General features: G+C 74.7%; 1 protein-coding gene. It reads right to left on the bottom strand.

Features of this window, described 5'->3' with window-relative positions; translation table 11 throughout:
- Positions 1-2,917 (bottom strand): SDR family NAD(P)-dependent oxidoreductase (locus TNCT1_RS36765; protein WP_143640438.1); only part of this gene is annotated, 2,917 nt, incomplete at both ends.

Below are 2,917 nucleotides of genomic sequence, written 5' to 3'. Positions count from 1 at the left end.
GGCGGCTCCGACGTAGACGCCCACCTGCCGGCGGTGGCGCCGCTCGACGACCTCCTGGGTGACACCGCCCTGCTCCAGCAGGTGCCACACCGTCTCCAGGAACAGCCGCTGCTGCGGGTCCATGGCAGCGGCCTGACGGGGCGAGATGCCGAAGTGCAGCGGGTCGAAGCGGTCGACGCCGTCGAGGAACGCGCCCCACTGGGCCCGTCCGCCGCTGTCCCAGCGGTCGGCCGGCACCTCGGTGACGCAGTCCCGGCCCTCGCTCAGCGCGGCCCAGAACTGCTCCAGGTCGTCGGCGTGCGGGTAGCGGCCGCTGACACCGACGATGGCGATGTCCTGGCTTCGTTGGTCCTGCTCGGGTCGGGCCGGTGAGGGTGCCTGCGCGGCGCGCGAGTCCGCATCGGCCCGGACTCTTGCGGGGGCTGCCGCGGAGGTGGGTTCGCCGACCAGGTCGTGCAGCTCCCGCGGGTGGTCGGTGGCGAGGTGGTGGGCGAGGCCCCGCACGGTCCGCACCTCGAACAGCAGCGTCCGCGACAGGGGGCCGAAGGTCTCCTCCAGCGGCTGGAGCATGGTCACGGCAAGCACGGAGTCCATGCCGTACCGCTCCAGCGGTGTGTCGGCGTCCAGTCGCTCCGGACCGAGCTTGAGGGCCGCCGCGAGCACCCGCCGCAGGTGGGCGACGGCGCGCTCTTCGAGCACCGGTACGGCGGTGGCGGTGGGTGCGGGGGTTGCTGTGGCGGAGGACGCGGGGGCCGCCGGCGCGGTCGCGCTCGCCGGGGCGGGCGCCGAGGGTTCATGATCGGTCCCTTGGGCCGCTACGTACCCGTCCCTCAACTCGGCCGGCATGGTCTCGCGCCGACCGGCGACGACCAGCAGCCCGCCGTCCTCGCGGACGCCCTCGTCGGCCAGGGCGAACCGCAGGGCCGCCAGTCCGCGTTCGGTGTCGAGCGGCACCAACCCCGTGGCGCGCAACTGCTCCCGGACGGCGTGGTCGGCTCCCATGCCGCCCTCGTCCCACAGCGGCCAGCCGACGGACACGGTACGGCCGTTGCGCAGGCCCGCGCCGACGAGCCGGTTGCGGTGGACGGCGTAGGCGTCCATGAACGCGTTGGCCGCCGCGTAGTCGGCCTGGCCGGGGTTGCCGAACGCTCCGGCGATCGAGGAGAAGCAGACGAACAGCTCCAGCGGCTGCTCGCGGGTCAGCTCGTCGAGATGGACCAGCCCGGCCACCTTCGGGGCGAGGACGCGCTCCAGTTCCTCCGCGCTCTTGCGGACCAGGAAGTTGTCGTGGACGACGCCGGCGGAGTGCAGGACGCCGGTCAACGGCCCGTGCTCGTCGGCGACACGGGCCAGCAGACGGGTCAGGGCGTCGTGGTCGCTAACGTCGGCGCGCCGGTGGTCGACGGTCAGGCCGGCGGCGCGCAGGGCGTCCAGCTCGGCCCGCTGGGCGTCGGTCAGCGGGGAACGCCCGGTGAGGACCACGGTGGCCGAGCCGACGTTGGCGGCGATGTCCCGGGCCACGATGAGACCCAGCCCGCCGACTCCGCCGGTGACCAGGTAGACGCCGTCCTCCCGCCAGGGCGTCGGGGCGGGCCGCAGCGGGACCTCGGTGGGACGGCGGACCAGCCGCCGGCCGTCCCGGTGGCGCACCTCCGGCTCCGGGCCGGATGCCGCCTCGGCGGCGAGGCGGGCGGCGACGGTGGCCGGGTCGGCGCCGTCCAGGCACTCCAGGTACTGCGTGCGCAGCCGCGGGTTCTCCAGATTGACCGTGCGCAGCAGCCCCGCCAGACCGCCGAGGCAGGCCGGTCCGGCGAGCTCCGCGGTGCCGACGGAGACGACCTGCAGTAGAGCAGGCCGACGTACGCCGCGCTCCAGGAGCTCCCGGATCAGTGTGAACAACCCGCGCGCCGCGTCGGTGTACAGGCGGTCCGGCGAGCCGTCGGCGAGGTCGAGGAAGGTGCAGGTCACGTCGGCGGGCAGGGCGGCCCGCAGTATGTCGCGGTCGCCGCCGGCGAGCCGGCCGAGCACCACGACGTGCCGTTCGGCGAACGGCTCGCCGGGCGCGGCCGGTTCGGTGGCAGGCTCGGTCCACTGGGGGCGCAGCAGCACGACGTCAGGGGTGTCGCCGCCTGCGGAACGGCTCGGTGCGCCCTCGGTGTCGATGTCGAACCAGCAGCGCTCGCGGGCGAAGGGGTAGCCGGGCAGGCTGATGCGGTACGGGCCGGTGCCCGTGGCACCAAGGAGATCCCACTCGACGTCGCCGCCTTCGGCCCACAGCGCGAGCAGGGCCTCGTACCGACCCTGTTCGCGCCAGGCGGCCAGGGCGGACTGTACGGCGGCACCGTCTGCGGGGCGGTCCGGGCGGGCGGTGCCGCGGACCCAGGAGGCGGCCGCGGCAGGATCGGTGGCGAAGGCGGCGAGCCGCTCGCGGGCCTCGGCCAGGGAGGTCGCGGCGAAGGCGAGGCGCTCCTCAAGGGCCATGCGCCCGGTCTGCAGGGTCCAGGCGACGGCCGGCAGGTCGGCGTCGGACAACTCACCGAGCCGGGCGTACAGGCGGCGGGCCTGCTCGACGAGTTGGGCCTCGCTCCTGGCGGACAGCACAAGCAGGAACGGCCCATCAGGAACGGTCTCCGGGCGGGCCGGCTGCGGATACTCCTCGATGACCACATGGGCGTTGGAGCCGCCGCCACCGAAGCTGGAGACTCCGGCCAGCCGGGGCAGGGCCCGCCGTTCGCCGCCGCTGTCCCGGACCGGGCGGTGCCAGGGCTCCAGGGAGCGCTGCACGCGCAGCGGAGTGCGGTCGAAGTCGATGTGCGGGTTCAGGGTGGCGGAGTGCAGGCTCGGCACGAGTTCGCCGTGGCGCATCTGCAGCAGCACCTTGGTGACCCCGGCGATGCCGGCGGCGCTCTCGCAGTGC

Source organism: Streptomyces sp. 1-11 (genome assembly GCF_007176755.1).
Classification (GTDB): domain Bacteria; phylum Actinomycetota; class Actinomycetes; order Streptomycetales; family Streptomycetaceae; genus Streptomyces.
This window is presented reverse-complemented; position numbering and strand designations above follow the sequence as displayed.